Below are 24,109 nucleotides of genomic sequence, written 5' to 3'. Positions count from 1 at the left end.
CCAAGTTAGGGCTGTATGACTTGCAATCATTTTAAAAGTAAGTAGATATCTGTAATAAGCTCGGATTCTTTCACCTCATGTACAAAGTTGTGATAGTGAAAGAAAACAGGATAATCCCCCGCTTCTTCTGTTTGATCGGGTAACCAGTTTCTAAAGATGTAATACACACTATCTTTAATCTGGTCATGACTACCAAAATGTCTTACGGTTGCATAACGACCCGCAGGAATTTCTCCTATTTGTACGCCGTAAGTATTTTCAGGTACAGCCTTTTCAATTGAACCTGCAATATCAAATCGAAACTCGTCAGATGGCGTCTGTTCAGGGTCAGCAAACGGAATACCATAAGTTCTAGATTTGGTCACAGGTGATAAACCTGTTTCTTTACGCCAAGCAATAAAACGTGCAACCGTTTCAAAGACTTTATCTGGACTGCCTAAATGCGACAGATAGGCAATCTTTTCAGCAGGTCGCTCAACAATATTTACATTCATTTTTAGCTCACTTTTTGGAATCGTAAAAACAAACTTCTGGTGCCAAGATTCCCAGTCTGGTTTATCTCTAAAAGCCCGAGGAGTTTGATCAAATGAACGCTTAAATGCACGAGTAAATGCCTCTGGACTATCAAACCCTGCTTGCAATGCAATTTCAATAATTTTCAGATCGGGTTCAAATGCCAGTTGAAAAGAGGCCCGCTTTAAACGAGAAAGTTGAATAAACCTCATCACATTTAAACCAATATGAATGGCAAAAATGCGATGAAAATGAAACTTGGATAAGGCCGCAATCTGGCTCAATCGGTCAACATCTAGCTCTTCATCTAAATGTCGTTGAATATAATCGCAAACCAGTTGCAGCTTTTGTGTATATACAGCCATACATTTATGTCTGTTCATTCGATAGCACTACTTTTACATAGCGCTCATCTCTATTCTTGATCGAAATTGCGCTTTTTTAGTGTTATACAACTTGCTTAAAATAATCTTCTCTTAGCATATCGATAAGCTCAACGCACAATTGAATTACTTTATTAAAATCTGATTGTAGATATTTTTTGTTGCTGAGTGCCGCTAATAACTGCTCACCCATAAGTTGTTTTTGTTCGGCTGTTCTTCCTGACAAAATGTAGGCTTTTACATGAATATAGGCTTGATCAGCCCCTAAGCCAATGAGGAAAACCTCGTCTTTACGCGCACGGCTTTTAATATCTTCTGGGCTAAATAGCTCTGTTTCAATGAGCGTAGTATTAATTTCTTCAAGTAATTGTTTTGCGTTTAATCCAGTTAAATTTTCTGAATAATCAACTACAACGTGCGGCATAGCCACCTCAATTTATATAATAAGTCATTAAGCGAATTAAACTTTACTCAATAAATAATAAAGCTAATCGGACCTGATCATATCCCATTCGAGGGCTGGTTGCTTCAACAATTGGTCTTAGTTTGATCGAACCATCATCAGAAAAATGATCTGGATTTTGGCGCTTTTTCAGCTTCTTATAAATTTTACGAATTTCTTCGACCACTTCTTCACCCGGATGGGCAACCGAAATATCTAGCTTTTGCTCTTTATGCAGTCGAGCCAAGTGATTAATGATGGTTGCTGGTGTCAGACCACGTTCATGTGCGATGTCTTCAATTTCATACCCTTCTTCAAACAAGACACGTGTCTCATCTAGCGTTGCCGTAGCATAATTTTGCTTGCCACCTTTTGCGAGTTTCTTCTCATTACGAGAGATCTCGGTTTCATTCAAGGTACCGCCGCAATGACGAATAAACGCTTTATGCTGAGCCGTTAAATCTACATCTGCAAAGTTGTCTTCAGCTTCTTTAGACAGCTCTTGGAAACGGCGATCGGCTTTGACAGCTAAACTGTCTAATTCTAAAGCTTGCTCATTAATGCCTAATAGCTTTAACCCCGTTAAAGATTTCAAGCGCGAAAGTGCAACATAACCCTGACCTTTCTCAAAGGTATTCATGAGGTTAATTTCAGCGGCTTCTAAAGTCATCCCTTGGCTTTTATGAATAGTAATCGCCCACGCTAAACGAAGCGGAATTTGCTGAAAACTTGCAATCACTTTGCCTGCTTCATTTTCAACTGACCATGTTTCAGGAGCAACCAGCAAAGTCGTGCCATCAGTTAATTTGACCTTTGGCAGTAAGCCATTTTCGTCATCTTCTTCAAAGCCGATGACTTCACCCAAACTTCCGTTGATATAGCCCATATCAAAGTTATTTTTTACAAACATGACTTTTGCATGTTTTTTAAGTGTGAGTTCTTCTGGAGCACGAACCGAAGATTTTAAAGTTTCTAATAACTTTTCATTACCATCTAAAACAGCATTGAATTGATGCCCTTCATTATCAATTTCGTTTAAGTGCTGATAGTTGATATTGTCGACATCCATATTGTGCGTATAAAGACGAGTAAAGGTCTCACCAATATCATGGGCACGTGATTGACGCAGTGCTTGCAAATGATCGGCTTGAATATTTTGCGCGCGAATAGCGTTTAGAATCTGGTTCAGAATTTCGTCGTCTTGACGGTGTTGTTCCGTTAAATAACATACACGGAATTTAGCTTCGACCCATGAATCTGACATAAAGCAGAACTTGTCACGGTTGGCTTCACCATTACGACCTACAGGCGGCAACTGGAAGAAATCTCCAGCCACGATGACTTGAATACCACCAAAAGCTTCATCGCTTTCTTTAAAATATTTTAGAACTTGATTGACCAGATTAAGCTGCTTTGCATGCAGCATCGAAATTTCATCAATTACGAGAACTTGCGCATTTTCAAGATGTTCCTTGAGATATTTACGCTCTTTCATGCGTTTTAGATCATCGTCAGTTAACAGATCTTTAATACCAATGCCAGCCCATGTATGAATGGTCATACCGTTCATATGCGTTGCAGCAATACCTGTAGATGCCGTAATCGCCACAGGCACTTTACGTGCTTTTAGGTATTGGATGTACTGATTAAGTGTATAGGTTTTCCCTGCACCAGCCGAACCGGTTAAAAAGACATTTTCACCTGCTTTAAGCAGTTTAAGCGCAGTTTCCTGTTTCATAATCTCATATGTACATCTTCAACAGCCCATAGCTTAACGATTTTCCCGAAAAAATTAAATGAATGTGCCAAACTTTCTAAAAAGTGCTTATAAATCAAAAATTAAAAACAAAATAATATTTGGTAGGTTTTTGGTAGGTAGGAAAATAATCTTCACATCACAATACTAAGGCCATGGTGAGGCTCACCTGTAATAACAAACAATGGATTTATGGAAGAAGGAATCACTCCATGGCTTTTAAAAATATTGCAGATCAAACAAACGGTTTTTATATTCCTTGTGTATCACTCTTTGGACCAGGATGTGCTAAAGAAATTGGGACCAAGGCTCAAAACCTCGGCGCAAAAAAAGCATTAATTGTGACCGATGAAGGCTTATTTAAATTTGGTGTTGCAGACCTTATCGCAAACTATTTAACCGAAGCAGGCGTTGCAAGCCATATCTTCCCAGGCGCAGAACCCAACCCAACCGATATTAACGTTCATAACGGGGTAAATGCCTATAACGAAAATGGCTGTGACTTTATTGTCTCACTAGGTGGCGGTTCATCTCACGACTGTGCGAAAGGAATTGGTTTAGTCACTGCGGGTGGTGGTCATATTCGTGACTACGAAGGCATCGATAAAAGTAAAGTCCCGATGACGCCATTGATTGCAGTGAATACAACGGCTGGTACTGCATCTGAAATGACTCGTTTCTGTATTATCACCAATACCGATACTCACGTAAAAATGGCGATTGTTGACTGGCGTTGTACCCCACTTATTGCGATTGATGACCCGAAACTCATGATTGCAAAACCAGCTGGTTTAACCGCTGCAACAGGTATGGATGCATTAACCCATGCAGTTGAAGCATATGTTTCTACGGCAGCAAACCCAATTACCGATGCCTGTGCAGAAAAAGCGATTACAATGATTAGTCAGTGGTTACAACCTGCTGTTGCAAATGGTGAAAACATCGAAGCACGTGATGCGATGAGCTATGCACAATATTTGGCTGGCATGGCATTTAACAATGCATCTTTAGGTTATGTTCACGCAATGGCTCACCAGTTGGGCGGTTTTTATAATCTACCTCACGGCGTGTGTAATGCAATTTTATTACCACACGTATGCGAATTTAACTTAATTGCTTGCCCAGATCGTTATGCAAAAATCGCTGAGTTAATGGGTGTAAATACTCAAGGGCTGACCGTAACAGAAGCTGCGTATGCTGCAATTGATGCCATTCGCAAACTGTCTTCATCAATTGGTATTCCATCTGGTTTAACCGCGCTTGGTGTAAAAACTGAAGACCTTGCTGTCATGGCCGATAATGCTCAAAAAGATGCATGTATGCTCACCAACCCTCGCAAAGCAAATCATGCACAAGTTGTGGAGATTTTCAAAGCGGCACTGTAATACTGATTTAATGGCATATCCCTCTAGTAAGTCAAATCCCTCCGACCGTTGACTTACTTTTTTGGGGAATACTTAGCTCCAGCGGTATTCCCTTTTTTTAGAACCTTTACTCCAACCTTTTCCAAACCTGATTGACAATTCGCCCATTTCATTGAAGGATACTCTGCATGTCTTAATTACAATAGCTCGATAAAAATGAATACATCTTTAGCTAATCAAACTTATGTTCCAGATATTTTAGGCACGGGTTACGAACAGCTCACACTCAACTTTCCTAGTGATTATGAAGGTAAAGTTGTAGCCACTTTAGTGCGTAAAAAAGCCTCTCAACCGTCTCAAAAAGCCGTACTTTATATTCATGGTTTTTTAGATTATTTCTTTCAAACCGAAATGGCTGAGCAATTCAATGCTCATGGTTATGACTTCTATGCACTTGATTTAAGAAAATATGGGCGTTCAAAGCTGCCTCATCAAATTTTCTATAATGTGCTTGATTTGAATGAATACGATGCTGAAATTACTCAAGCATTAGAAATTATTGGCGCAGAGCAACACACTCAGGTTTTACTCGCAGGGCATTCAACTGGTGGTTTGACAGCAACGCTTTATGCTGCCCATCATCCAGATCATTCTCTTATTAAAGCGCTCTGGGCAAATAGTCCATTTTACGACTTTAATTTAAGTTTAGTTGAAAAGAAGTTTGGTATTCCAATGCTCAGTCGAGTAGGAAAATATCTACCAAAAGTTAAATTCCCAAGCCAATTAAACAAATGGTACACCACCAGTCTTCACAAGCAGCTCAAAGGTGAATGGGACTTTAATCTTGACTGGAAACCGACCTCTGCCCCTACAGTTCAACTCAGCTTTGTACATGCAATTCATACGGCACAAAAAGAGATTCACCGCGGGCTTAAACTGAACGTTCCTGCACTCATTATGCATTCTCATCAGACTAAAAACCCACGCAAATGGGGGCCAGATGCGACTCAAAGTGACGTGATTTTAGATGTTAAAGACATTGAGAAACATGGTAAGAAAATTAAAGGCGATGTCTCAGTTGTCTCTATTCACAATGGATTGCATGACTTAGTCCTTTCGGCCCAGCCAGTACGAGAACAAGTCTATCAACAATTGTTCCAGTGGCTGGATCAAAAAATTACTTAACTAAGCTTAGGTGAGTCAAGGTATTTCACCAGCAGTTGATGCGCAGGATGTTCACTTGGTAAGAGCTCCATAAGGCGTTCTACCGCATCAATTGCTTCAGGGAAATGAGCTAGATGCTTTAACAGTAAATCTGTTTCTTGGGTTTTAAAAATTGCATCGCTCAAGCGTGATTCAAGGCAGTCGCGCCATGCACATAAAAACGGACTTTCAGTTTTTGCCAGAAATACACCTGTGTAAAGCTGCAAAGCCGAGGCTGCATATCCCGCATCGAGCGCTTGTTCAGCTTGTAAAAAATCGGCCTCAACATGCACCAGCAAACGATATGGGCGTGAACCAAGTAAACCTCCCAAAATATCTCGTAGTTGAGACATTTCAGCTTTAAGCGTACCCATACTAACTTTACGTTCGCCATAGAGTGCCTGATAAAGATGCTCTAAAGTTAAACCATGTGGACATAAAGCCAATATGGTTAAAATTTCAATTTGACGCGGCGTTAATAACAAGCTTTTGCCATTAAATTTGACTTGCGGTGTCGAAAATGCACGAATATGTAACTGTTGACGCTGCTGCTCTAGCAAAGCGGATTGAATAATGGATGCACATCGTTCAGCAGCCAATATTCCTAAACTATTATGGTTCTTCCATGTGGTTGATAAATCAACAACGCCTAGCGTTTGTTTCGAGTATGGATCGATAATTGGTGCCGCATAACACACCCAATCATGAATCGATTCCATATAATGTTCATTTGAAAAAACACAGCTTGATTGTTGAGTTTTTAAAGATAAAGCCAAGGCATTGGTACCCACAAATTCTTCACGCCACTGTCCACCTTGTACAAAATGCACACGTTCAGCAGCACTTTGCATTTGAGCACTTGGTGCAGTCCAAATAATGGTACTGCCGATATCACCGACGGCAATCACCATTGAAGATTGCTCTGCAATATGACGCAAGTCATCGGCACATTGGCTTAAAGCCATATCTAAAGCATTCTGTGAAGCAGTATTTTTTTCGACTAATGGAGCCGCAAAACGCTCCTTAGGAATCGCAGCAGAGGCTGATCGTTCCCACGAGCTTGCAATACTTTGGCCGAGTTTGGCAGCATTCTGAGGAGAGAGACTATTTTGCGTGCGCAGTTGATCAATCAACGTCCGTTGCTGCAATAAATCCTTTTTTGTGAACATTTGTAAATTCCTTATATATCCACATTTCTATTCCAACCTTTCTCCAACCTTCTTCTTTATATCCTAATTATACAAAGTACGAAAGTACCTACTGACAGGGTTCTTGTTAGTCTTTAGTCCTAAAAAGCAAAGGAATATTTATATGCGCTATATCGATCCAAATCAACCAGGCTCAAAAGTTCAATTCAAATCACAATACGAAAATTTTATTGGCGGTGAATGGGTGGCACCTTTAAAGGGTGCATATTTTGACAATGTATCTCCTGTTGATGGAAAAGCTTTCACACGTATTCCACGCTCTAGTGCCGAAGATATCGAACTCGCTCTAGATGCAGCGCACAAAGCGAAAGCAACATGGAATAAAGCCTCTCCAACGGTACGCTCAAATATACTTTTAAAAATTGCTGATCGTTTAGAAGCAAATCTTGAAATGCTTGCTGTTGCAGAAACTTGGGATAATGGTAAAGCAGTCCGTGAAACTTTAGCAGCAGACCTTCCACTTGCGATTGACCATTTCCGTTATTTCGCTGGATGTATTCGTGCTCAAGAAGGTGGCATCTCTGAAATTGATGAAGATACCATCGCTTACCATTTCCATGAACCACTAGGTGTGGTTGGTCAAATCATTCCATGGAACTTCCCGATTTTGATGGCAGCATGGAAACTTGCACCTGCTTTAGCAGCTGGTAACTGTGTGGTAATTAAACCAGCTGAACAAACTCCAGTGGGTATTTTGCTGGTTGCTGAACTGATCCAAGACATTTTACCACCGGGTGTCCTTAATATCGTCAATGGTTTCGGTGCAGAAGTCGGCCGTCCATTAGCGACAAATCCACGTATTGCAAAAATCGCGTTCACAGGTTCAACTCAAACTGGACAAATGGTGATGCAATATGCGACCGAAAATATTATTCCAGTAACGTTAGAACTTGGCGGTAAGTCACCAAACCTTTTCTTTGAAGATATTTTGGATAAAGAAGATGACTTCTTGGAAAAAACGCTTGAAGGTTTTGCCATGTTTGCCTTAAACCAAGGTGAAGTATGTACTTGCCCTTCTCGTGCTTTAGTACAAGAAAGTATTGCTGATCAGTTCTTGGAGATGGCTGTCGAACGCGTAAAGCGTATTAAAACTGGTCACCCACTTGATACTGAAACCATGATTGGTGCTCAAGCATCTCTACAACAACAAGAGAAAATCTTACGTTGTATTAACACGGGTCGTGAAGAAGGTGCAGAACTCTTACTAGGCGGTAGTGGCCGTAAAGAAGTAGGCGATGGTTATTATGTTGATCCGACTATTTTTAAAGGTCACAATGGCATGCAAGTTTTCCAAGAAGAAATTTTTGGACCTGTACTTGCTGTGACAACATTTAAAGACTTTGATGATGCAATTAAAATTGCCAATGACACCATGTACGGCTTAGGTGCAGGTGTTTGGTCACGTTCAGCTCATATTTCTTACCGTGCTGGTCGTGCTATTGAAGCGGGCCGTGTTTGGACAAACTGCTACAACATCTACCCTGCACATGCTGCATTTGGTGGTTATAAGAAGTCAGGTATTGGGCGCGAAAACCATAAAATGATGCTAGATCATTATCAACAAACTAAAAACTTGTTGGTGAGTTATTCAACTAAACCAATGGGCTTCTTCTAAGTTTTGCACCAAGTTGATGCCACACTATCAACACTAGAAAGAAGTAAAATGACTAATTATATGAGAAGCCAGTAATTTAGATTGCTGGCTTCTTTATTTTATATTGTTAATTCTTAAGTTTTTACTATTTGGAATAAAAAAGTGCCATCTATTAACTAAAGTTTTTCATTTAGGCACTGCTTTTGCATTGATAAATACAAACCAACTCGCAGGAGTATTGTATGAATCAACCAGAAACAGCTTCCGTCATTTCTTCAGATACAGAAATCTCATCAGCAGAATATTTTGCTCAGCGTCAACTTAAACAAGGTACGGTTGGTTGGTTACTCCTGATTGGTTTAGGCGTAGCTTATGTAATATCGGGTGATTTTGCCGGTTGGAACTTTGGCATAGCTCAAGGTGGATGGGGCGGAATGTTTATTGCCACGGCACTCGCTGCGCTTATGTACCTATGTCTATGTCTTTCTATGTCAGAAATGTCCACCATGATGCCGACAGCAGGTGGCGGTTATAGTTTTGCACGTGCGGCCTTTGGTCCTTTTGGGGGCTATTTAACAGGCACAGCCATTTTAATTGAATACGCAATTGCACCTGCGGCAATTGCTGTATTTATTGGCGGTTATTGTGAATCTCTATTTGGCATTAATGGCTGGATGATTTATCTCGCCTGCTACGCCATTTTTATGGGCATACATCTTAAAGGTGCTGGAGAAGCCTTAAAAATTATGTTTGCGATTACACTTGTCGCAGCAGTTGCTCTGGTTGTGTTTATTGTCGCAATGATTCCACATTTTAATACGCAAAATTTGTTAGATATTCCTGTTGGAACAGCAGCTGGCGCAAGTCGTTTTCTACCTCATGGCTATTTAGGCATCTGGGCCGCTGTTCCTTTTGCAATCTGGTTTTTCCTCGCAGTTGAAGGTGTTCCATTAGCCGCCGAAGAAGCAAAAAATCCAGCCAAATCTCTCCCACGAGGTTTAATCGGAGCAATGCTTATATTAACGGCGTTTGCCATGCTCATTTTATTCTTAGGTGCGGGCGCAGCAGGTGCAAGTACTTTACAAAACTCAGGCGCTCCTCTCGTCGATGCTCTGGTTAAAGTTTATGGTACCAACACTTGGCTTGCGACTTTTGTTAACTTTGTCGGTTTAGCAGGTTTAATCGCAAGTTTCTTTTCAATTATCTATGCCTATTCACGTCAAATCTTTGCACTCTCTCGTGCTGGCTATTTACCAACTTCACTCTCTTTAACTAATAAAAATAAAGCGCCTTATTTGGCAATTATTATTCCGGGCATTATTGGGTTCTTACTTTCACTGACCAAAGAAGGCGATTCACTGATTTTAATTGCGGTTTTTGGTGCAACCATTTCTTATGTGTTGATTCTTTTATCCCACATCAAACTACGCCTATCTAAACCCGACATGCCTCGTCCTTATAAAACTCCCGGAGGAATTTTCACTTCAAGCATTGCACTGGTTTTAGCAGTCGCTGCTGTAGTTGCGGGCTTTGTTGTTAATCCTAAAGTTTGGTTTATTGCTGCCGCCATTTATATCGTATTTATTGCTTACTTTTTATTCTATAGCCGCTATCATTTAGTTAAAGGTACACCAGAAGAAGAGTTTGCAAATATTAAAGCCGCAGAACAAGAACTATAAATAAAAGGAAGCAACTATGAGTTATCGCAATATTATCGCCAATCAACAATATCACTTTGCTGACTTGAAGACCTTGATGGCAAAAGCAACACCGTTACGTTCAGGCGATGAATTAGCAGGTGTAGCGGCCAGCGATGCAACCGAACATGTTGCGGCACAAATGACTTTGGCCGATGTACCGCTTAAAACCTTTTTAAACGAAGTTGTGGTCGATTATGAAACCGATGAAATTACACGACTGATTATTGATGAACATGATCTGGCAGCCTTTGCCCCTATTTCACACTTTACAGTAGGTGATTTCCGAAATTGGTTACTGGGAGAAGAAGCCAATGCCCAAACCTTAAAAGCATTAGCATCAGGTTTAACTCCAGAAATGGTGGCTGCCGTCAGCAAAATTATGCGCAATCAGGATTTAATTTATGTCGCCAGTAAATGCGAAGTAATTACCCAATTTCGCAACACCATTGGTTTAAAAGGTCATCTTTCTACCCGTTTACAACCGAACCATCCTACCGACGATGTGCTTGGTATTTCTGCCAGTATTTTAGACGGTTTGATGTATGGCAACGGCGATGCCGTGATTGGCATTAACCCAGCGACGGATAACCTGCATAATTTGTCAGAGCTACTAAAATTACTTGATCATGTCATTCAGGAATATCAAATTCCAACGCAATCTTGTGTACTTACCCATATCAGCTCAGGCATTCAACTGGCTGAAAAAAACGTACCAATTGATTTAATGTTTCAATCAATCGCTGGCACCCAACTGGCTAATGAAGGCTTTGGAATTTCACTCGACTTACTACAAGAAGGATATGAAGCCACGCTCGCACTTAAGCGCGGAACTATTGGACAAAACGTCATGTATTTTGAAACGGGTCAAGGGAGTGCCCTATCAAGTAATGCTCATCACGGCGTGGACCAACAAACCTTAGAAACTCGTGCCTATGCAGTCGCCCGTAAATATAATCCGCTTTTGGTGAATACTGTCGTTGGTTTTATTGGCCCCGAATATCTCTTTAACGGTAAACAAATTATACGTGCAGGACTAGAAGATCACTTCTGCGGTAAGTTACTTGGCGTGCCAATGGGCTGCGATATTTGTTACACCAATCATGCCGATGCAGACCAGAATGATATGGATGTTCTCCTCACTTTATTTGGCGCCGCGGGCATTAACTTTATTATGGGAATTCCGGGTTCAGACGATGTCATGCTCAACTATCAAACGACTTCATTCCATGATGCTCTCTATTTAAGACAACTTTTAGGTTTAAAACCCGCTCCTGAGTTTTCTGCTTGGCTTGAACAACAAGGTATTTTCAAACAACAAAACTCTCAAATTTGCTGGGCAGACCACATGCCGGATCAATTCTCTCGTCTGCTGATGAATTAGGGAAAACACCATGAAACTTAATCGTGATATTCAATACCCATCAAGCACGCATCAAGATCAGTGGGAAAAACTCAAACAGTTTACAGATGCCCGTATTGCATTAGGTCGTGCTGGTTGTAGTATCCCAACACACGCTTTACTTGAGTTCCAGTTGTCGCATGCCCAAGCAAAAGATGCGGTTTATCAAACTCTGGATGTTTCCTATTTATCAGAGCAATTAGCACAACGGCAGCTGCAAAGTGTTCATGTTCAAAGCAATGCTCCTAATAAGGAAATTTACCTCAAACGTCCAGATTTGGGGCGCCAGCTTTCAACCCCATCAAAAGATGCCTTAAGTAAGAAATATGCAGAAAATCCGCAACAATATGACGTTTGTATTGTTGTAGGTGATGGTCTCTCTGCAAGAGCGATTGAAGCGAATGCTATCCCATTCATTACAGAGCTAAATGAACAAATTCAGCAAGAAAACTGGAACCTCGCACCAATTGTACTTGCCACAGGTAGCCGAGTTGCTTTGGGTGATGAAGTCGCAGAAATCTTTAAAGCATCTATGCTTGTTATGCTCATTGGTGAGCGCCCTGGTTTAAGCTCTCCGGATAGTATGGGAATTTACTACACATGGAATGCATATTCGGGTTGCCTCGATGCCAAGCGCAACTGTATTTCAAATGTTCGCTCAGCAGGTTTAAGTATTCCAGTTGCGGCACAACGTTTAATGGCATTAATGAAAAAATCAAAACAACTTGGTTTTTCAGGAGTTAATTTAAAAGATGAACATCAACTTTCAGATATAGGCTTTGAACCAACCCAAAAGCTATTATTTTAAGCAGTGGAATATGCAAAGAGATTTATTGAAAAATAGATAAACCTTTGCATAACAATATTATCTTAACGAAAAATATCAATTTTCAGGTATTGACGATTTATACAGATATTTTCTTCTTTATATTTATCGCTATACTCCAACTATTGATCTTCTATGAATCATTTGTATGAACACAACAAACGCCTTCCCTAAAACTATTTATGCCATTCAGCATCTTGCTTTCGAAGACTTAGGTTCATTAGAAGATGTGTTTTATCAACATGGATTTCGCGTGCGTTATTTTGAAGCAGGCGTAGATGATTTAACTCCTGCTTTCTCACACGATGGATTAACTATTATTTTAGGTGGCCCAATCGGGGTTTACGAAACTGAAGATTATCCATTTTTAAAAGATGAAATTGCTCTACTTAAACAACGTTTAGCAGCAGATAAACCTACACTTGGTATTTGTTTGGGTGCACAGCTTATTGCTCATGCGCTTGGTGCAAAAGTATATGCAGGACATCAAAAAGAAATTGGCTGGGGCCCACTAAGCTTAAGTTTACGTGCCAATCAGGTGTTATCTCCTTTGCTTAATAATGTACATGTTTTACATTGGCATGGCGATACTTTCGACCTTCCCGAAAATGCTGTGTTATTAGCTAGCTCAGAGATTTATACCAATCAAGCATTTGAAGTTGGAAATAATATTCTCGCATTGCAGTTTCATATTGAAACGACAGAAGAGAATTTTGAGAAATGGTTAATTGGCCATACATGCGAACTTCGTAATGCCAATATTTCAATTCCGAAACTTCGAGAACAAAACTTACAATATGCCCAAGCACTCGAACATGCTGCATTTGAGGTTATTCAAAAATTTTTAAAAAGAATTGGTTATAGTGGTTAAACTATAAAAATTCTAATGCGTGCAAATACTAAATTTTACCATTTGGTATTATTATTTGCTTATTTTTCAAACAAAGGGAATACGATATTCGGCTTTAACAAACATTTAATAAAATTTTCAGTGTATTATTAATTTGTAACACAAAATATACGTTGATTTACTATGGATATCTGGAAATTTATTAAAAGCTTTAATACGGTCAATACTTATTTATTGCTTTCATGTATTCTCCTTATAATCTTGGTTCTTTATTTTTATGTGATTAATCCAGCCTAAGCTAATTTGCCAAGGATATTAATCATAAAGAAAAAGAAATATGAGAAGACATCTAAATAAAAAAGCCCAACTGAGTTGGGCTTTTTTATTTCTGTTATTTACTCACAACATGTTGTTCGTCTTGCGAAAAAGTAAGAGATAATCAATCTCTTACTTTTTCTCAGGTTTAAAGCTGTCTTTTAAGTCAAGAATACGGTTGAAAACTGGTTTCTCTGGTGAATGATCATATTGATCAGCGACAAAATAGCCTTCGCGCTCAAATTGGAAACGATCTTCAGGAGTTGCTTGTGCTAAAGCTGGCTCAATGACAGCTTGTACGATTTTTAATGATTCAGGATTAAGATTTGCCAAGTAGTCATCACCAGTTTCAGGGTCAGCTTCTGTAAATAATCGATCATAAATACGTACTTCAGCAGGAATACCTTTAGTTGCAGATACCCAGTGAATCACACCTTTAACTTTACGACCTTCAGGATTCTTACCTAAAGTTTCAGGGTCAATTGAACATTTCAGCTCAATCACTTCACCATTTGCATCTTTAATGACTTCATCACATTTAATGACGTAAGCATGGCGTAAACGCACTTCACCGTCAGGAACTAAACGTTTAAAGCCTTTTGGCGGTACTTCTTCAAAGTCTTTACGGTCAATATAGATTTCCTTGGTTAAAGGAATCACACGATCACCCATATCTACATTAGGATGGCGAGCATGCGTCAGATCCATATCTTCTGGTAAATTAGTTAAAGTTACTTTAAGTGGGCTTAAAACAGCCATACCACGCGCAGCAGTATTTTCTAAAGATTGACGAATACAGAACTCAAGCATTGCAACATCTACAATACCATCAGTTTTTGACACGCCTACACGCTTACAGAAATCACGTAAACCTTCAGGAGTAAAACCACGACGGCGCATCCCTACCACAGTCGGCATACGTGGGTCATCCCAACCATTTACATAGCCACCTTCCACCAATTTACGTAATTTACGTTTTGATGTAATGGTGTAGTCCACGTTTAAACGTGAAGATTCATACTGATGCGGAACAGCTTTAGATTTTACTTTTTCTACAATCCAGTCATAAAACGGACGGTGATCTTGGAATTCTAATGTACAAAGCGAATGGGTAATCCCTTCAATGGCATCAGACAATGGATGAGCATAGTCATACATCGGGTAGATTTTCCATTTATCGCCAGTTTGGTGATGCTCTGAATGCAATACACGATATAAAATCGGATCACGCATATGTACATTTGTACTTGCCATATCAATCTTGGCACGTAAAACTGCTTCACCTTCTTTAAACTCACCACTACGCATTTTTTCAAAGCGAGTAAGATTCTCTTCAATAGATGCATCACGGTATGGAGAGTTTTTACCTGGCTCAACAAAACTACCGCGGTTTAACTTAATTTCTTCTGGAGATTGCAAATCTACATATGCATCACCTTGTTCAATAAGTTGAACTGCCCATGCATATAATTGATCAAAATAACCTGATGCATAGCGTGGTTCACCATTCCAGTTAAAACCAAGCCATTTCACATCATTCGCAATACCATCAACATACTCTTGTTCTTCAGCATCAGGATTTGTATCGTCAAAACGCAAATTACACAAACCATCAAACTCTTCAGCCACACCAAAGTTCAAGCAAATTGCTTTTACATGGCCAATATGTAAATAGCCATTTGGTTCTGGTGGAAAACGCGTTACGATCTGCTTTGCACGTCCTGTAGCCAAATCATCAGTAATGACTTGGCGAACAAAATCTAAGCCAGCCTGTTGTTCTTGCTGCGCAGAATCGACAGAGGCATGAGTATTCGGTGTCGGGTTATTTGGCAGGTTCGAGACAACATCATTAGGCTTCATAGTGTATCAATCACTTCTTTGTAGATAAATTTCGAAAAATTTAAACGCTATCTTCATTTTTCACAAAGATTTTAACGTTTTTTACTTGCCTTGTAGTTTACAGTTTGCTTATGCTTCTCTCAACCAAAAACCCATGGTCATAAGCCCATGTTTAGGAGATTAATGTAATGAGTTTTCCTCAAGTCGAATTAAACACCAATAAAGGTCGTATTGTTCTTGAACTAAATACTGAAAAAGCACCAAAAACAGTAGCAAACTTTTTAGAATATGTACGTGACGGTTTTTATGACGGCGTTATTTTCCACCGTGTCATTGATGGTTTCATGATCCAAGGTGGCGGGATGGACGAAAACTTCAAAGAAAAAGCGACTCGTGATTCTATCGAAAACGAAGCTGACAACGGTTTAAGCAATGATGTTGGTACGATTGCTATGGCACGTACTCAAGCACCTCACTCTGCTTCTGCACAGTTCTTCATTAACGTAAAAAACAACTCTTTCTTAAACCATACCTCTAAAACTGCTCAAGGTTGGGGTTATGCCGTATTTGGTAAAGTTGTTGAAGGTATGGATGTTGTTGATGCGATCAAAGGTGTTCGTACTGGCAACCGTGGTTACCACGCTGACGTTCCTTTAGAAAACGTTGTAATCGAATCTGCTAAAATTATTTCTGAATAATTTTAGGAATAAGCTGTGACTTATCTGTTTATTTCAGATCTACACTTGTCACCTGAACACCCTCGACTCGTTCGAGGGTTTTTAGATTTATTGGTTCATTATCAAGATAAACAAACACAGCTCTATATTTTAGGTGACTGGTTTAACGCTTGGATTGGTGATGATTACTCAGCACCATGGCTCGATGAAATTGTTGAAGCATTAAAAGACTTCAACCAAAAAGGAAATCGGGTTTACTTTCAAGTGGGCAACCGTGATTTTGCTTTGAATCAGGTTTTCCTCAATAAATTTAACGGTGTATTACTACCCGACATTTATTATCTCAACATTGCTGGACATCAGTACCGCCTAGAACACGGTGATGCCTTATGTACAGATGATATTTCTTATCAAAGATTTAAAAAAATTATTCGAAACCCGATCTTAGTTGCTCTTTTACGCCGTACACCACTGGGTTTTCGTACCAAACTGGTGAATGGTTTTCGTAAAAGAAGCTCCGCTGATAAACAGCAAAAAAGCTATGAAATTATGGATGTAAATGAACAAGCTGTACTCTCTGCTTTAACAGATGTAGACAAACTTATTCATGGGCATACTCATCGCCCTTCAATTCATCAATTACAACATAAACAGCGTATCGTCCTTGGCGATTGGCGAGAGCATCAAGCTCAGATTTTGGAAATTGATCCTACTGATAATGCACCGCAGCTAAAGTTAATTGAATGGAAATACTAATTTAGAATTATATATTTATAAAAAATATTATTTAATTGCGACATTACTGCTATAAATTTTTATCAAATCAAAGAGCAAATATCTTTGAATAAAATAGCGTATGATTCAAACTATTAAATTCTCTCAATTGCAATAAGATTGATATGGAGTACAGAATGGATTTATTAAATACAGTTAAAAGCCGCTACACAACAAAAGCCTATGATCCAGATAAGAAAATTCCTCAAGACAAACTTAATAAATTATTAGAAATTTTACGTTTTACTCCCTCTTCAGTAAATATTCAGCCTTGGCATTTCGTAGTTGCAGACAATCTTGCAGCTAAAGAACGAATCGCAAAAGCATTAACAGGGAAATATGCTTACAATGCACCCAAAGTGCTTGAGTCATCACATACAATTGTATTCTGCACAAAAACAGATATTTCCTCTGAATATTTAAATCAACTACTTGAACAAGATGATTTAAGTGGCCGTTTTAAAGATGAAAAAGCTAAACTAGGCCAAAAAGATACTCGCCATGGCTATGTTGAATTCTATCGAAATGAACAGAAAAATTTATATGGATGGATGGAAAACCAAACATTCATTGCTTTAGGACAGTTACTGTTTGCTGCCGGTTTAGAGGGTATTGATGCGACTCCGATGGGTGGCTTTGATGAAGAAGTTTTAAATGCCGAGCTCGGTTTAACAGAAAAAGGCTTACGAAGCTCTGTGATTGTTTCTCTAGGCTATCGCAGTGAAAATGACTTTAATGCTAAGCTTCCTAAATCACGCCTGCCAGATGAAGTGATTTTCACATATTTATAAAAATCTCTATCGTTCAAGAGACTCGCCTCTCTTGAACTATCAAGCCATTGCGCTACCTAAACAAACCACCCCACTTATTCCTAAAAGAATCCCCAAAATAGTAGGCCATTTTAATTTTTCTTTATATAAAATCACTCCGCTCACAATTCCCAATAACACCACAAGAATATTCATGCTTGCAAAAACAATTGCAGGTGAATCTTTTAAAAGAATATGAGCCTTTACATATAAAGCAATATTCAAAAAATTAAGTAAGCCTAATACTAACCCAGCTATCGTACTTTTAAACTGCCACTTTTGTGTCTTTTGTAGTAATAAATATGAAATCGACAATATAAAAGCAGTAATAAAAATAAGATTTAAAGTAAGAGTAAACTGAAGTCCTAAACTACTTGTATATTTTAAAAGAATGTCTACTGCTGCATAACCACACCATACACTTAACAGAGCAAAGATCGCTTTTCGAGATTGGTGATTTGAGAAAGAATTTATTTGTCCAAATAAGACAAGTAAGACTGCAAAAATTCCTAGACCTATTCCCCACAGTTTTAATGCATTAAATTGCTCATGAAAAAAGAAATATGCTGCAAGCAAAGAAAGAACAACCGAAAGTCTTTGGGCAAGTTCCGTCTTAACAATACCTGCATATTCCAATGATTTAGCAAGGCATAAAAAAATACTAGGTAAAATTACGCCCAATGCAATAATTAGCCACCAAGGTGTATGTTGTATTGAAACATGTTGAATATCAGGCTGAAACCATAAAAAACAAAGCAGACTTGCGCTTGCATAGTTCCATGCAATCATTTGTAGCGGTTGATAACCTTTTCTCTTTAAAGTTTTTAATAGGATAGACACCAAGACACTGCTTAAAGCAGCAGCTAATATCAATATCATTTGTTAAAGCCCTAATTATTTAAATATATTAGTCACCATGGTCAAATCATATCCACAGCCAATTAAATATTTAGAATTAACTTTTAAATACACATAAAAAAACCAGCCATTATCTGACTGGTTTCTTTTTGAGATTTCAATTAACGATTATTTTCGTCGTCTTGTCCATCTTCAAATTTAGTGTCGTTATCAAAACCACCTTGATGACCGCCGAAACCGCCTTGACCACCGAAGCCGCCTTGACCACCGAAGCCACCTTGACCACCGAAGCCGCCACCTTGACCACCGAAGCCGCCTTGACCACCGAAGCCGCCTTGAGCGCCACCGAAGCCGCCTTGAGCACCACCGAAGCCACCGCCTTGACCGCCGCCAAAGCCGCTACCTTGACCACCAAAACCGCCTTGAGTGCCGCCTTGTGCTGGGAAGCCTGTACCTTGAGCGCCTGCTGGACGTGGGTTACGTGCTGGAACAACAGTTGAAATTGCGTGTTTGTAAACCATTTGACTTACAGTATTTTTTAATAAAACAACATATTGGTCAAAAGATTCAATATGACCCTGTAATTTAATACCGTTCACAAGGAAAATAGAAACAGGGATACGTTCTTTACGGAGAGAATTTAAGAACGGATCTTGTAAAGTTTGACCTTTAGACATTTTTAACTCCAAAAAAAATTTTTAAATCAGCGCAAAAAAACTATCTTTATTTTTCAACTAAAAATTATAAAAAGACAGTGTGCAAATTTTGCTTTATCCATAAGAGTTTCGCAAGTCTTCTTTCGCCTGCTTTATCGTCAAGTAAGTTTTAAAATCGTGTATTTCTTGCAAAGAACGTAACCACGTATATTGACGTTTGGCAAGTTGTCGTGTTGCAAATAAAGCTTTATCCTCCATTTCACGTTTACTTTTGAGACTTAAGTCACTTTTTAATAGAAATTCTAGTGCTTGTCGATAACCCACCGAACGCATTGAGGGCAAATTTTCATCTAAATCGTATTTTTCAATTAGAGCTTCAACTTCACTCAAAAAACCGATATCCCACATTTTGCTTAATCTTTGCTCAATGCGTTGATGTAATTCTACCCGATCTGGAAGCAAAGCATAGTTATGAAATATGTATCGATATGGTACGTTTTTTGGTTGTTCTGCCTGTAATTTAGTAATTGGTTGGCCTGTAATTTTATAAACTTCTAAAGCCCGAATAATCCGTTGCTTATCAGTCACATTAAACTTTATAGCTGCGGCTGGGTCTACAGAAACCAACTCATCATAAACTGCTTGCCATCCTTCATTTAGGGCTTTTTCTTCAATTGCGGCCCGAACTTCAGCATCTGCACTTGGTAAATTACCAGACAGCCCTTCCAATAATGCTTTGAAATACAACATTGTTCCTCCTACTAAAATAGGAGTTTTCCCACGTGAATGCATCTCATCAATCAATTTACAAGCATCTTCAACAAACTGAGCAGCGGAATAGACTTCCAGAGGAGTAATAATATCAATGAGCTGATGGGGATAGAGCGCTTGCTCTTCACGCGTTGGTTTAGCAGTACCGATATCCATATCTTTATAGACAAGTGCAGAATCAACAGAAATTAGCTCAAAATTTCCACGCTCATATAATTCACATGCCAAAGCGGTTTTCCCGCTCGCAGTTGGTCCCATTAAATTGATGACGGGCAATTGATTTGACATGTAAAACTACTCTCCTCGAGCAAATAATTTATCTAATTGAGATAATGGGAATGCACGCCAAGTTGGACGCCCATGGTTACATTGGCTCGCGAATTCGGTTTGTTCCATTTGACGAAGTAAAGCATTCATTTCTGAAAGGCTGAGTTGCCGATGTGCACGCACTGCCCCATGACATGCCATTCCAGCGAGTAATTCATCTCTTTTTTGAAGTAATCCTTGTGCTTCATCATTTGGATCTAAATCATTTAAAAGCTCTGGAATGAGATTTTCAAAATCAGCTTTTTGTAAAATGGCTGGCACGCCGCGAACAATAACTTGCTCATCACCATATAAGTCAATTTCCAAACCTAAGCGCTCAAGCTGAGGTTTTAGCTCTTCGACCCTAACGGCTTGCATACGACTAATAGAGATGACTTTAGGTATAAGTAACTGCTGAGATGTCCAAAATTCCGGTTTATCCCAAGCATTTTTCATTTGCTGTAATAAAATACGTTCATGTGCTGCATGCATATCAACAATAATAAGCCCTTCGGTATTTTGGGCTAAAATATAAATTCCATGAAGTTGAGCTATTGCGATCCCTAATGGAAATTCATCTACTTTAGCAACTGGCTCAACATCTTCATTTACCGAGAAACTCGCAGGTTGGTCACGCAGAGGCGCTAAATAAGTTTTTAAAGCATTATTTAATTGAGCAGAACCATTATATTTGGGTGTTTGATCTGCATACTGAACTGCTTGCGGACGACTAGCGTTAAAATCAGTTAATAATTCTGTCGGTGCATGCTGAGTTTGTGCTTCACTGTTTGAATTTAAAGTTTCATTTGCGCGGTGCAACGAAAATTGTTCTTGATATTTGGGCTGAGGTTGTACTGAATAATCTGAGCTTTCATCCGCTTTCATCGCTTGAGCTAGATCAGCACTCGCTGTCTGAAATTGCGCTAGAGTTTCTTTTGCATAATGCCTTACAAACTCATGTACTTCTCTTTGATTTAAAAATCGAATCTCATGTTTGGTCGGATGAACATTGACATCGATATTTTCAGGATCAACTTCTAAAAAAAGTAAATAAGATGAATGTTGATGGCCATGCAAAATACCATCATAGGCCATGCGTAACGCATGTGAAATTGTTTTATCTTTGACAATACGGCCATTCACATAGACATATTGCATGTCGGCCTGTGCACGTGCATCTGAAGGATGACCAAGCCAACCTGATAAACGCATGCTAATACTTTCAGCATCCATCCAATATGCGTTTTGTACAAATTGCGAACCTAATAACTGCTGAACTCGCTGAAAACGCAGTTCTCCGCTATCTGCTATAGGTAAATTAATTCTAATATTATCATTATGTTCAAGCACAAAACGTATATCGAAATGTGTTAGGGCTAGACGGCGAACGATTTCTTCAATATGACCGAATTCAGTGGTTGGTTTTTTCAAGAATTTACGGCGAGCAGGAACATTAAAAAATAAGTCCTGAACTCGAATATGAGTACCTTTTTGCGCTGCAACAGCTTGTACCTCTTGATGATCAAATGCTGTACCGTTTACTTCAACCTGGTGGCCAATACCACTTTCATCTTGGCTACTGGTCAAAGTCAATCTTGAGACAGCAGCAATCGAAGCTAGAGCTTCCCCACGAAAACCCAAACTCACAATCGCATGTAAATCTTCAGCGGTTTTAATCTTACTTGTAGCATGACGCATGACAGCAAGTGCCAAATCATCCGGATGAATACCATGCCCGTTATCAATAATTTCTATTAGGGTCGAACCACCTTGAGCAATCCGCACAATCAGTTCAGTCGCACCGGCATCGATAGAGTTTTCTAATAATTCTTTGACCACAGAAGAAGGTCGCTCAATCACCTCACCCGCTGCAATCTGGTTCGCTAACGCTGCGTCTAATGTATGGATACGACGTTGTGTTAGCTTTTCATCAGTCATGAAGCTGTTCCTGCAAAGTCTGGTACAAATTTTCTGTTGGTAAAGTTAAAGTTACGAACCTGCTCAACTCATCGTCTGACTTTTGAATGTCAATGATGATATCCGCTTGTGGAATTTCATCGCCACCTTTAGACGGCCACTCAAATAAAAATAACGCATCTGTGATATCTAAATAGTCACGAATTCCCATTAATTCAAGTTCGTATGGATCATTCAGACGATATAAGTCAAAATGAAAAATTTCTTTATCATTAATTTTATATGGCTCAACGAGTGTATAAGTTGGACTTTTAACAGAGCCTTTGTGACCTAAAGCCTGTAAGAAATAGCGCGTAAGTGTTGTTTTACCCGCACCTAAGTCCCCAATTAAATAAATTACACCCGATTGAACATGCTGCGCCAAAGCTTGAGCTAAACGCTCAGTATCTTCTTCATGATTTAAGACCAATTTCAACGAATACGACATAGCATACATAACATGATTCGAAATAATCGATATGATAACATTGCCCTGCCTTAAAAGCCTACTTAAGCCCTAGAAGTTGGCTTTTTTTATATCAATTTTCTTAAATATTCATACTTTCTTATGTCTAGTCCGAACGAATTTCTTCCCCCCATGATTGATGGAGTAAGTGCGAGTCAAGTCTATCTGCCTCCGCAAAAAGATACTCAAACGATTTATGAGTATCTATGTGGTCACTTTGCACATATTAGAACAGATGAATGGAAACAAAGGTTTCAAGACGGGCTTATATATGCAGCAAATGGGGATAAATTAACTTTGACTAGTCCCTATGTAGGCAACACCCATATTTTTTATTATCGCTTTCTTGCATATGAACCGCATGTTCCTTTTGAGCATCAAATTTTATTTGAGAATGATGATTTACTGGTGGTCGATAAACCCCATTATCTAACGATTAGCCCGACTGGACAATATGTTCAAGAAACGCTTTTAGTCCGACTAAAAAAACAAACAGGCAATGAATTTTTAACTCCTATCCATCGCCTAGACCGTGAAACTGCTGGCGTGGTTTTATTTTGCAAGCGAGTTGAATCGCGAGGTATTTATCAACAATTATTTGCAGAGCGCCAAGTTAATAAAATTTATCACGCTGTGGCACCTTATAAAAAAGATTTAAATTTTCCTCAAACCTTACATTTGCATTTAGATAAAGGTCATCCTTTTTATACCATGCGGGTTATAGAAAATGCAAAAACAAATACCGAGACTTATATTGAGCTGATCGAGCATAACCAGAATTGGGCAAAATATCGCTTAACACCGACAACGGGCAAACAACACCAACTTCGGGTGCATCTTAATTACTTAGAAATTCCGATTAAAAATGATCCATTTTATCCAATAGTTCAACACAAGGCTGAAGATGATTTCTCGGAACCATTACAGTTGCTAGCTAAGTACATTTCATTTATAGATCCCCTTACAAAAGAGGGAATGTCTTTTAATTCTAAGTTTGAATTGACATTGTAATGTAACCGTAATGACAAAAAGATTATTTTTTATGCCAAAAAACATTGAAATTACATTGCGATGGTTTAAAATGAATTCCTAAAAATTAAAAATCATTTGGTTTTGTTATTCATGCGAAAAACAGAAGTTTATCAGGTTCGACTTGACTCCCAAGAAAAAAAGCAGGCTTTTGCTGTTTTTAAACAACTTGGAATTACCCCTGCTCAAGCAGTACGACTTTTTTTTAAACAGGTCGTACTCACTAAATCGATTCCTTTTGCGATCGAAAATCAGAATATTAATATGGAGCAATTATTAAAGCTGAGAAAAGCAAAAGCATCTTCATTGAACCAAAATTCATCAACTTTAGCTGAAGATGATGACCATGAAGATTTATTTGAAGAACTTAATGCACTTCTTGGCGAAAGCGACAAAACTTAACACTGTTGCATTT

Annotated in this window: 22 protein-coding genes; 12 read left to right on the top strand and 10 right to left on the bottom strand. The window is 39.0% G+C overall.

All coding sequences use genetic code 11. The features are described from left to right. Positions 1-26 precede the first annotated feature (26 nt). From AWW73_RS00505 to AWW73_RS00495, 3 genes are all read right to left on the bottom strand, one after another. Entirely contained in the window at positions 27-878 is an 852-nt protein-coding gene (locus AWW73_RS00505; RefSeq protein WP_062848412.1) for an AraC family transcriptional regulator, read from the bottom strand. A gap of 82 nt (positions 879-960) precedes the next feature. Continuing rightward, positions 961-1,320, bottom strand: a complete 360-nt coding sequence (locus AWW73_RS00500) for a 5-carboxymethyl-2-hydroxymuconate Delta-isomerase (protein WP_062848411.1) — start codon at positions 1,318-1,320, stop codon at positions 961-963. Between the two features lie 43 nt (positions 1,321-1,363). Further along, the gene (locus AWW73_RS00495) at positions 1,364-3,076 is read right to left on the bottom strand and encodes an AAA family ATPase (protein ID WP_062848410.1); all 1,713 of its coding nucleotides are present in this window, start codon (positions 3,074-3,076) and stop codon (positions 1,364-1,366) included. A 230-nt stretch (positions 3,077-3,306) separates the two neighbouring features. Between AWW73_RS00495 and mdh the strand changes: the two genes are divergently transcribed. Together mdh and AWW73_RS00485 are read left to right on the top strand one after the other, a co-directional pair. Then, positions 3,307-4,479, top strand: a complete 1,173-nt coding sequence (gene mdh, locus AWW73_RS00490; RefSeq protein ID WP_062848409.1) for an iron-dependent methanol dehydrogenase — start codon at positions 3,307-3,309, stop codon at positions 4,477-4,479. A gap of 195 nt (positions 4,480-4,674) precedes the next feature. Then, positions 4,675-5,643: an alpha/beta hydrolase gene (locus AWW73_RS00485; protein WP_062848408.1), complete on the top strand. Its 969-nt coding sequence runs from the start codon at positions 4,675-4,677 to the stop codon at positions 5,641-5,643. On the opposite strand, the gene AWW73_RS00480 is transcribed toward AWW73_RS00485, so the two are convergent. Further along, entirely contained in the window at positions 5,640-6,830 is a 1,191-nt protein-coding gene (locus tag AWW73_RS00480; RefSeq protein ID WP_062848407.1) for a helix-turn-helix domain-containing protein, read from the bottom strand. The genes AWW73_RS00485 and AWW73_RS00480 overlap by 4 nt on opposite strands. 142 nt (positions 6,831-6,972) lie before the next feature. Here AWW73_RS00480 and exaC point away from each other — a divergent pair, with 142 nt between their 5' ends. The 5 genes from exaC (at position 6,973) to AWW73_RS00455 (ending at position 13,259) form a co-directional block, all read left to right on the top strand. After that, positions 6,973-8,484 (top strand): acetaldehyde dehydrogenase ExaC, encoded by a 1,512-nt coding sequence (exaC, locus tag AWW73_RS00475; RefSeq protein WP_062848406.1) that lies wholly within the window; start codon positions 6,973-6,975, stop codon positions 8,482-8,484. A 221-nt stretch (positions 8,485-8,705) separates the two neighbouring features. Continuing rightward, positions 8,706-10,142, top strand: coding sequence for an ethanolamine permease (gene eat, locus AWW73_RS00470; RefSeq protein ID WP_062848405.1), 1,437 nt, complete (start codon positions 8,706-8,708; stop codon positions 10,140-10,142). Between the two features lie 16 nt (positions 10,143-10,158). Next, positions 10,159-11,544 (top strand): ethanolamine ammonia-lyase subunit EutB, encoded by a 1,386-nt coding sequence (locus AWW73_RS00465; RefSeq protein WP_062848404.1) that lies wholly within the window; start codon positions 10,159-10,161, stop codon positions 11,542-11,544. A 10-nt stretch (positions 11,545-11,554) separates the two neighbouring features. Continuing rightward, positions 11,555-12,370, top strand: a complete 816-nt coding sequence (gene eutC / locus AWW73_RS00460) for an ethanolamine ammonia-lyase subunit EutC (protein WP_057106356.1) — start codon at positions 11,555-11,557, stop codon at positions 12,368-12,370. A 166-nt stretch (positions 12,371-12,536) separates the two neighbouring features. Then, positions 12,537-13,259 carry a glutamine amidotransferase gene (locus tag AWW73_RS00455; protein WP_057106355.1) on the top strand — a complete coding sequence of 241 codons (723 nt, stop codon included), beginning with the start codon at positions 12,537-12,539 and terminating at the stop codon, positions 13,257-13,259. A 426-nt stretch (positions 13,260-13,685) separates the two neighbouring features. On the opposite strand, the gene AWW73_RS00450 is transcribed toward AWW73_RS00455, so the two are convergent. Beyond that, positions 13,686-15,413 carry a glutamine--tRNA ligase/YqeY domain fusion protein gene (locus tag AWW73_RS00450; RefSeq protein WP_062848403.1) on the bottom strand — a complete coding sequence of 576 codons (1,728 nt, stop codon included), beginning with the start codon at positions 15,411-15,413 and terminating at the stop codon, positions 13,686-13,688. A gap of 167 nt (positions 15,414-15,580) precedes the next feature. On the opposite strand from AWW73_RS00450, the gene AWW73_RS00445 reads away from it, so the two are divergent. The 3 genes from AWW73_RS00445 (at position 15,581) to nfsB (ending at position 17,634) form a co-directional block, all read left to right on the top strand. Next, positions 15,581-16,090, top strand: a complete 510-nt coding sequence (locus AWW73_RS00445) for a peptidylprolyl isomerase (protein ID WP_016145770.1) — start codon at positions 15,581-15,583, stop codon at positions 16,088-16,090. 15 nt (positions 16,091-16,105) lie between these two features. Beyond that, positions 16,106-16,825, top strand: a complete 720-nt coding sequence (locus AWW73_RS00440; protein ID WP_062848402.1) for a UDP-2,3-diacylglucosamine diphosphatase — start codon at positions 16,106-16,108, stop codon at positions 16,823-16,825. A gap of 155 nt (positions 16,826-16,980) precedes the next feature. Further along, positions 16,981-17,634: an oxygen-insensitive NAD(P)H nitroreductase gene (gene nfsB, locus AWW73_RS00435; RefSeq protein WP_057106844.1), complete on the top strand. Its 654-nt coding sequence runs from the start codon at positions 16,981-16,983 to the stop codon at positions 17,632-17,634. 39 nt (positions 17,635-17,673) lie between these two features. On the opposite strand, the gene AWW73_RS00430 is transcribed toward nfsB, so the two are convergent. The 5 genes from AWW73_RS00430 to tsaE form a co-directional block, all read right to left on the bottom strand. Then, positions 17,674-18,531 (bottom strand): DMT family transporter, encoded by an 858-nt coding sequence (locus tag AWW73_RS00430; protein WP_062848401.1) that lies wholly within the window; start codon positions 18,529-18,531, stop codon positions 17,674-17,676. A gap of 140 nt (positions 18,532-18,671) precedes the next feature. Next, positions 18,672-19,187 (bottom strand): RNA chaperone Hfq, encoded by a 516-nt coding sequence (gene hfq, locus AWW73_RS00425; protein WP_016145774.1) that lies wholly within the window; start codon positions 19,185-19,187, stop codon positions 18,672-18,674. 93 nt (positions 19,188-19,280) lie between these two features. Continuing rightward, entirely contained in the window at positions 19,281-20,225 is a 945-nt protein-coding gene (miaA, locus tag AWW73_RS00420) for a tRNA (adenosine(37)-N6)-dimethylallyltransferase MiaA (RefSeq protein ID WP_061874565.1), read from the bottom strand. Between the two features lie 6 nt (positions 20,226-20,231). After that, a complete protein-coding gene (gene mutL / locus AWW73_RS00415; RefSeq protein WP_062848400.1) occupies positions 20,232-22,181 on the bottom strand; it encodes a DNA mismatch repair endonuclease MutL in 1,950 nt (649 codons plus the stop codon). Then, entirely contained in the window at positions 22,174-22,647 is a 474-nt protein-coding gene (gene tsaE, locus AWW73_RS00410; protein ID WP_031945487.1) for a tRNA (adenosine(37)-N6)-threonylcarbamoyltransferase complex ATPase subunit type 1 TsaE, read from the bottom strand. The genes mutL and tsaE overlap by 8 nt, the downstream gene beginning before the upstream one ends. Before the next feature lie 120 nt (positions 22,648-22,767). Between tsaE and AWW73_RS00405 the strand changes: the two genes are divergently transcribed. Both AWW73_RS00405 and AWW73_RS00400 read left to right on the top strand, forming a co-directional pair. Beyond that, positions 22,768-23,676: a pseudouridine synthase gene (locus tag AWW73_RS00405; protein WP_062848399.1), complete on the top strand. Its 909-nt coding sequence runs from the start codon at positions 22,768-22,770 to the stop codon at positions 23,674-23,676. Between the two features lie 111 nt (positions 23,677-23,787). Then, on the top strand, positions 23,788-24,096 hold the full coding sequence (locus AWW73_RS00400) for a type II toxin-antitoxin system RelB/DinJ family antitoxin (RefSeq protein WP_002122138.1): 309 nt from the start codon (positions 23,788-23,790) through the stop codon (positions 24,094-24,096). Positions 24,097-24,109: the final 13 nt, after the last annotated feature.

Origin of the sequence: Acinetobacter lactucae, assembly GCF_001605885.1 — a bacterium.
Lineage (GTDB): Bacteria > Pseudomonadota > Gammaproteobacteria > Pseudomonadales > Moraxellaceae > Acinetobacter > Acinetobacter lactucae.
Note: the sequence above shows the minus strand (reverse complement) of the source record. Positions and strands in the feature narration are given on the sequence as shown.

What these genes read in the sequence shown, in the direction of transcription:
- AWW73_RS00445 (WP_016145770.1), top strand. Translation starts at nt 15,581, where the DNA reads ATGAGTTTTCCTCAAGTCGAATTAAACACCAATAAAGGTCGTATTGTT.
- AWW73_RS00500 (WP_062848411.1), bottom strand. Translation starts at nt 1,320, where the DNA reads ATGCCGCACGTTGTAGTTGATTATTCAGAAAATTTAACTGGATTAAAC.
- AWW73_RS00450 (WP_062848403.1), bottom strand. Translation starts at nt 15,413, where the DNA reads ATGAAGCCTAATGATGTTGTCTCGAACCTGCCAAATAACCCGACACCG.
- eutC (WP_057106356.1), top strand. Translation starts at nt 11,555, where the DNA reads ATGAAACTTAATCGTGATATTCAATACCCATCAAGCACGCATCAAGAT.
- AWW73_RS00405 (WP_062848399.1), top strand. Translation starts at nt 22,768, where the DNA reads ATGTCTAGTCCGAACGAATTTCTTCCCCCCATGATTGATGGAGTAAGT.
- AWW73_RS00400 (WP_002122138.1), top strand. Translation starts at nt 23,788, where the DNA reads ATGCGAAAAACAGAAGTTTATCAGGTTCGACTTGACTCCCAAGAAAAA.
- AWW73_RS00495 (WP_062848410.1), bottom strand. Translation starts at nt 3,076, where the DNA reads ATGAAACAGGAAACTGCGCTTAAACTGCTTAAAGCAGGTGAAAATGTC.
- exaC (WP_062848406.1), top strand. Translation starts at nt 6,973, where the DNA reads ATGCGCTATATCGATCCAAATCAACCAGGCTCAAAAGTTCAATTCAAA.
- mdh (WP_062848409.1), top strand. Translation starts at nt 3,307, where the DNA reads ATGGCTTTTAAAAATATTGCAGATCAAACAAACGGTTTTTATATTCCT.
- AWW73_RS00455 (WP_057106355.1), top strand. Translation starts at nt 12,537, where the DNA reads ATGAACACAACAAACGCCTTCCCTAAAACTATTTATGCCATTCAGCAT.
- eat (WP_062848405.1), top strand. Translation starts at nt 8,706, where the DNA reads ATGAATCAACCAGAAACAGCTTCCGTCATTTCTTCAGATACAGAAATC.
- AWW73_RS00480 (WP_062848407.1), bottom strand. Translation starts at nt 6,830, where the DNA reads ATGTTCACAAAAAAGGATTTATTGCAGCAACGGACGTTGATTGATCAA.
- mutL (WP_062848400.1), bottom strand. Translation starts at nt 22,181, where the DNA reads ATGACTGATGAAAAGCTAACACAACGTCGTATCCATACATTAGACGCA.
- nfsB (WP_057106844.1), top strand. Translation starts at nt 16,981, where the DNA reads ATGGATTTATTAAATACAGTTAAAAGCCGCTACACAACAAAAGCCTAT.
- miaA (WP_061874565.1), bottom strand. Translation starts at nt 20,225, where the DNA reads ATGTCAAATCAATTGCCCGTCATCAATTTAATGGGACCAACTGCGAGC.
- AWW73_RS00485 (WP_062848408.1), top strand. Translation starts at nt 4,675, where the DNA reads ATGAATACATCTTTAGCTAATCAAACTTATGTTCCAGATATTTTAGGC.
- AWW73_RS00465 (WP_062848404.1), top strand. Translation starts at nt 10,159, where the DNA reads ATGAGTTATCGCAATATTATCGCCAATCAACAATATCACTTTGCTGAC.
- AWW73_RS00430 (WP_062848401.1), bottom strand. Translation starts at nt 18,531, where the DNA reads ATGATATTGATATTAGCTGCTGCTTTAAGCAGTGTCTTGGTGTCTATC.
- hfq (WP_016145774.1), bottom strand. Translation starts at nt 19,187, where the DNA reads ATGTCTAAAGGTCAAACTTTACAAGATCCGTTCTTAAATTCTCTCCGT.
- tsaE (WP_031945487.1), bottom strand. Translation starts at nt 22,647, where the DNA reads ATGTCGTATTCGTTGAAATTGGTCTTAAATCATGAAGAAGATACTGAG.
- AWW73_RS00505 (WP_062848412.1), bottom strand. Translation starts at nt 878, where the DNA reads ATGGCTGTATATACACAAAAGCTGCAACTGGTTTGCGATTATATTCAA.